The sequence below is a fragment of the Alysiella crassa DSM 2578 genome (genome assembly GCF_000745955.1).
GTDB lineage: Bacteria > Pseudomonadota > Gammaproteobacteria > Burkholderiales > Neisseriaceae > Simonsiella > Simonsiella crassa.
The window spans coordinates 1-4,712 of sequence record NZ_JQKH01000119.1 but is presented as its reverse complement, the minus strand read 5'-3'; the positions used below and the strand labels follow the sequence as shown (position 1 = coordinate 4,712).

Sequence of the window (4,712 nt, the reverse complement as noted above, 5' to 3'; positions counted from 1 at the left end):
GGTGCTGATTTATTGGATAAATACCGTCAGCGCTGGCAAATTGAAATGCTGTTTAGCTGCCTGAAAAAACGCGGTTTTGACTTGGAAGCCACGCACATGACTGACCCTGTTAAAATGGAAAAGTTGTTTGCGATTCTGGCAGTTACATTGGCTTGGGCTTATGTTATTGGGCGTTGGCAACATGCGCTTAATCCGATTAATCCTAAATCTCATGAACGTTTATCGCAAGGTATTTTTCGTGTTGGTTTAGAGCAGCTTGCCAAAGCTGCCATGTTGATGATGGCAACTTTGGACTATTTTTCAAACCCAAAACAGGTCGTCCGATTTTTTGTCGTGTACTGAAAGGCAGCCTGAAAATATTTTGCAAAATTTTGACAAAAAAACACCGCTTGAAAATCAAATTCAAACGGTGTTTATAAATTAACTGACTTTTAATTCCACCCAAGCCCTTTTGATGATTTCTTGACTGGCTTGTAATGCTAAAAATGCCAAAATAAACGCCACAATTAAATCAGGATATTTTGATTGAAAAAAATAAACTGCTATGCCAGCCAAAATCACCGCCACATTACCAATCGCATCATTGCGAGAACATAGCCATACACTTCGGACATTACTGTCGCCATCACGGAATTTTAATAATATCAACACCGCTGACACATTCACCAATAACGCCAAAAATCCCACAATACTCATTTCGCTATAACTGGGAATTTCCCCATAAAACGCACGATAAATGGTTGTAATTAAAATAAATAAGCCAAAAACGCCCATCGTTATCCCCTTAACCATAGATGCTTTGGCTCGGTAACTTAATGCCATTGGCAAAACAATCAAACTTATCAAATAATTAGCACTATCACCCAAGAAATCCAAACTGTCTGACAATAGTGAAGTTGAACCTGATTTAACCCCCATTACAATTTCCACAAAGAACATTGATAAATTTAATATCAAGACAATCCACAAGGCTTTTTTGTACTTGGGTGATTGATGAATGGGCTGATTTGAACTGCAACAGCTTTGGCACGCCATAACAAACTCCGAAAGATGATTGAAATTTGCTATACTATAAACTCCGTAGTCATTACAGAGTCAAGCTAAAATGTCAAAATTTTTTAAAATAAAACAAGCCAGTGAACAAACAGGCGTACATTTGGAAACCATTCGTTATTATGAAAAACAAGGCTTAATCAGCCCCTCTCACCAACAAAATGGCTATCGTGTATTTGACGAACAAACACTTGCTCAATTACGCTTTATCAAAGCCTGTCGCAATCTCGGCTTTTCTTTAAATAACATCAAAACACTGTTGCAATTACAACAAACGCCTACCAACCAATGCAATGAAGTTGATGAACTTGCCAAGCAACATTTGGTGTATTTGGACGAGCAAATTACACAATTACAAGAAGTGAAAAATTTTTTAATGCAACTTGTGGGCTGTGAAAATAAAACAGTTGATAAGTGCCAAATTATTCAAGGTATTAAAGAAAAAGAATAGGAGAATATTTTTCAGGCTGCCTGAAAATATTTTGCAAAATTTTGACAAAAAAACACCGTTTGAATTGCTCAAACGGCATTTTAATGATTAAACACCTTTTAAAAACTGCTCAATATTATCCGCCACATTATCCGTATCTTGATATAAAAATTGGCTTGGTACATTCACAAATTGTCCATCAATATCGGCGATTAAACTAGGTACGCCACGCACGCCAAATTGACTTGCCAATAATTGCCCTTGCCTAATCAAGTCATTTGCCAAATTGATACTGTTATCATCGGTTAATTGATTGGCAATGTCAGTTTTTCCAAGAGCGATTAAACCATTTTTAACCACATCAACATTACTCGTATCCAAACCGTCCACATAACGCAATTTTTGAAATTGTGATAAAGTCGGCAATAATGCTTTTGGTTCATTTTGTTTTAATAAAGCACAAGCAATGGTTAAAGCAAAGGAATCAAATTTTCCGCCTTTTAATAATAATTGACGGTAGTTTTCGCTAAATGGCAAGCCTGTCATCTGACTGATTTTCATATCATTTGCCCACGCATAATTGGCAAACTGCTCATCAATGATTTTGCCTGTATTGGCAAATAATCCTGTGGCATAACCATCAACTTCGTGCGTTTTGGCAAGATTGGCAATGCCTTTTGATGATGCATAACAAAACCCACATAAAGGGTCAAATAAATAGATAAATTTCATATGGTCTCTTTTAATAAAATCTCGTTTAAAAAAAATTACCCAAGCCAAAACTCGGGTAATCATTTTGGATAAATCAATTTAAAAAGTTTAATCAACTTTTTACCACTTCATTTCGCCTTTATTCACTTTTGCTCCCAATTCCAAATTACCCAACGCTTGATATTTTGGATAAGCGACTTTCATTTTGGCAATGACTTGTCCGCTATTTTGACTGCTTGCCAAAACTTGTTCATATTTTTTCAAATAGGCTTTATTGGCTTTTAATAAATCAACGGTCATTTTGGTATTGGGCGTGGCGTGTCCTGCAATCACAACTTTGGGTTGTAGGCTTGCCATTTCGTCAAGTTGGGCAATCCACGCTTGGCGTTCGGCTTTTGTTTGTGCGTCCGCCGTCCAAAGGTGCATATTGCCAAATACCGACACATTGCCTGTAATGGTTTTTAAAGATGGAATCCACACATAAGGGCGATGTGCCAAAATGCCTGTCGTACCACGAATTTCAATGTTTTGCCCGTCCAAAGTTAAAGTATTGCTGTCTAATTTTTCAGGCAATACCACCGCTTTTGGGGCATTATTCCCCATTTTTGGCGACCAATAATTGACTTTGCCTTCTACTTTGGCGTTGATTTTTTCCAATACGGCAGGGGTTGTTACCACTTTGGCATTGGGGAAAATTTCTTTTAAGGTTGCCACGCCAAAATAATAATCAGGGTCGGCATTGCTTACCAAAATCGTGGTCAATTCTTTTTGGCTGTCCAAAATATTGCCCGCAATACGCAAGGCATCGGCACGGGTAAAACCAGCGTCAATCAAGACCGCTTCTTTTTCGCCAAGCACCAAAGTGGACTGCACCGAAAAGCTGTTTTCATCGGCAGAATAGGTTTTGATTTCTAGGGCGTGGGCAAAATTGGCACTCAGCAAAAGTGTGGCAAGTAATAATTTTTTCATAAAAAATTTCAAAAGGTTAAAAGATTGATTTGATGTGGTGCATCATACGCCCTTAATTTATATTTGGAAGTACTTACAAAAAAGTAAGTATGAAAATAAATTTTAATATATTGATTTTAAATGATTATTTAAAAATATTTTAAAAATCACAACACCTTCAACCATATTTAAAATTTGGCAAATGCGATTGTTCATAAAAAATGCTCGTGTGATGAAAAGATGGTGTATTTTAATTGCATTCTAAATTTGCTAAAATAGCACCAATCACAAAGCACTTTTACCAAATCCGCACAAATGAACCCCAAAAACACCACCTTTTACGCCCTAGAACTCTTTTTAGCCGTTGCCAAAGAAAAGAATTTTTCCGAAGTTGCTCGTCAGTACGATGTGGCAAGTTCGGTCATTTCTCGGCAAATCAAACAGCTTGAAGACGATTTTGGGCAAACGCTGTTTTACCGAAACACCCGTGCGATGAGTTTGACGCAGGCTGGCGATGTTTTTCGTGAACACGCCCAAGTGATATTGAGCCAATTTGACACACTCAATCAAACCCTACATCAAAAAAACACAGAACCAAACGGCATCATCGCCATCAATGCCCCTGTATTTTTTGGGCAAAAACACATCACACCGCATTTGGGCGAGCTTGCCAAGCGTTATCCCAAATTGCAAATCCACCTTACCCAAACCGATGATTTTATTGACCCTTATGGGGAAAAGGCGGACATTATTGTCAGAGTTGCCGTGCCGATGGACAGCAATTTAAAGCAAAAAATCATTGCTCGCCAACGCCATTTTTTGCTTGCCTCGCCTGCTTATTTGGCAAAAAACGGTACGCCCCAAACGCCTAATGAGCTTGCGATACATCAGGGGCTTTTTTATCGTGGGGAATTGGGCGTGTTGCGTTTTAAAAATTTAAATACAAATCAAATACTTGAAATTGGAGAGAAAATGGTCAGCAACAATGCGGACAGTTTGATTCAAATGGCAATGGATGGTGCGGGCATTGTGATGATGCCTGATTGGGCGGTGGCTGATGAAGTCAAAACAGGCAAACTTGTGCCGATTTTGCCCCACATCCCGATTGCCAGTGGCAATGAGGAGATTGTGCTTGCCATTTTGACGCCGCAAAGTACCTACCGCCCTGTGAGCGTGCAAGCGGTCATTGATTTTTTGGTGGAAAAATGGGATGGGGGCAAGGCTTGGGGCGTGGATTTTCAGGCTGCCTTTCAGTACACGACAAAAAAAGTACAATAAAAAAAGAAGTCCGCATCAATTCAGTGGTATCGTATTAATTTTCTCACGACTAATCCAATATGACTGAATTGAGCGAACTCACCCATATCGTAACCAAAACTTTCAAATGGCACAAGAGCCACGTTATTGTTTTTGTGTATTTATTGTGTACCATTGCCATGCGGCAGACCTGTAATTTGAGCAAATTGGCAATGTTTTTCCCTGATGCCAAAGCAACAAACGCCTCTTCCTATCGCCGTATCCAACGGTTTTTTAAGGAAGTTGTGTTTGATTATGACGCGGTTGCCAAATT

At 38.8% G+C, this 4,712-nt stretch carries 6 protein-coding genes and 1 pseudogene; 4 read left to right on the top strand and 3 right to left on the bottom strand.

The features are described from left to right. Positions 1-342, top strand: a 342-nt coding sequence (locus tag Q338_RS12010; protein ID WP_034295782.1) for a transposase, incomplete at its 5' end; no start/stop codon positions are given. A gap of 78 nt (positions 343-420) precedes the next feature. Here Q338_RS12010 and Q338_RS12005 read toward each other — a convergent pair. Further along, entirely contained in the window at positions 421-1,035 is a 615-nt protein-coding gene (locus tag Q338_RS12005) for a cation diffusion facilitator family transporter (RefSeq protein WP_034295780.1), read from the bottom strand. Between the two features lie 70 nt (positions 1,036-1,105). On the opposite strand from Q338_RS12005, the gene Q338_RS12000 reads away from it, so the two are divergent. After that, positions 1,106-1,504 (top strand): MerR family transcriptional regulator, encoded by a 399-nt coding sequence (locus tag Q338_RS12000; RefSeq protein ID WP_034295778.1) that lies wholly within the window; start codon positions 1,106-1,108, stop codon positions 1,502-1,504. An 87-nt stretch (positions 1,505-1,591) separates the two neighbouring features. Here the strand turns inward: Q338_RS12000 and Q338_RS13910 are convergent, their stop codons facing one another. Next, complete coding sequence (locus tag Q338_RS13910) at positions 1,592-2,215, bottom strand: DsbA family protein (protein ID WP_051968642.1); 624 nt, start codon at positions 2,213-2,215, stop codon at positions 1,592-1,594. A 99-nt stretch (positions 2,216-2,314) separates the two neighbouring features. Next, positions 2,315-3,163 (bottom strand): MBL fold metallo-hydrolase, encoded by an 849-nt coding sequence (locus tag Q338_RS11990; protein WP_034295772.1) that lies wholly within the window; start codon positions 3,161-3,163, stop codon positions 2,315-2,317. A 294-nt stretch (positions 3,164-3,457) separates the two neighbouring features. On the opposite strand from Q338_RS11990, the gene Q338_RS11985 reads away from it, so the two are divergent. After that, positions 3,458-4,420 (top strand): LysR family transcriptional regulator, encoded by a 963-nt coding sequence (locus Q338_RS11985; protein ID WP_051968641.1) that lies wholly within the window; start codon positions 3,458-3,460, stop codon positions 4,418-4,420. Between the two features lie 59 nt (positions 4,421-4,479). Beyond that, positions 4,480-4,712: pseudogene (locus Q338_RS11980) on the top strand (IS4-like element ISAba33 family transposase); the annotation flags it as partial.

What these genes read in the sequence shown, in the direction of transcription:
- Q338_RS12005 (WP_034295780.1), bottom strand. Translation starts at nt 1,035, where the DNA reads ATGGCGTGCCAAAGCTGTTGCAGTTCAAATCAGCCCATTCATCAATCA.
- Q338_RS12000 (WP_034295778.1), top strand. Translation starts at nt 1,106, where the DNA reads ATGTCAAAATTTTTTAAAATAAAACAAGCCAGTGAACAAACAGGCGTA.
- Q338_RS11985 (WP_051968641.1), top strand. Translation starts at nt 3,458, where the DNA reads ATGAACCCCAAAAACACCACCTTTTACGCCCTAGAACTCTTTTTAGCC.
- Q338_RS11990 (WP_034295772.1), bottom strand. Translation starts at nt 3,163, where the DNA reads ATGAAAAAATTATTACTTGCCACACTTTTGCTGAGTGCCAATTTTGCC.
- Q338_RS13910 (WP_051968642.1), bottom strand. Translation starts at nt 2,215, where the DNA reads ATGAAATTTATCTATTTATTTGACCCTTTATGTGGGTTTTGTTATGCA.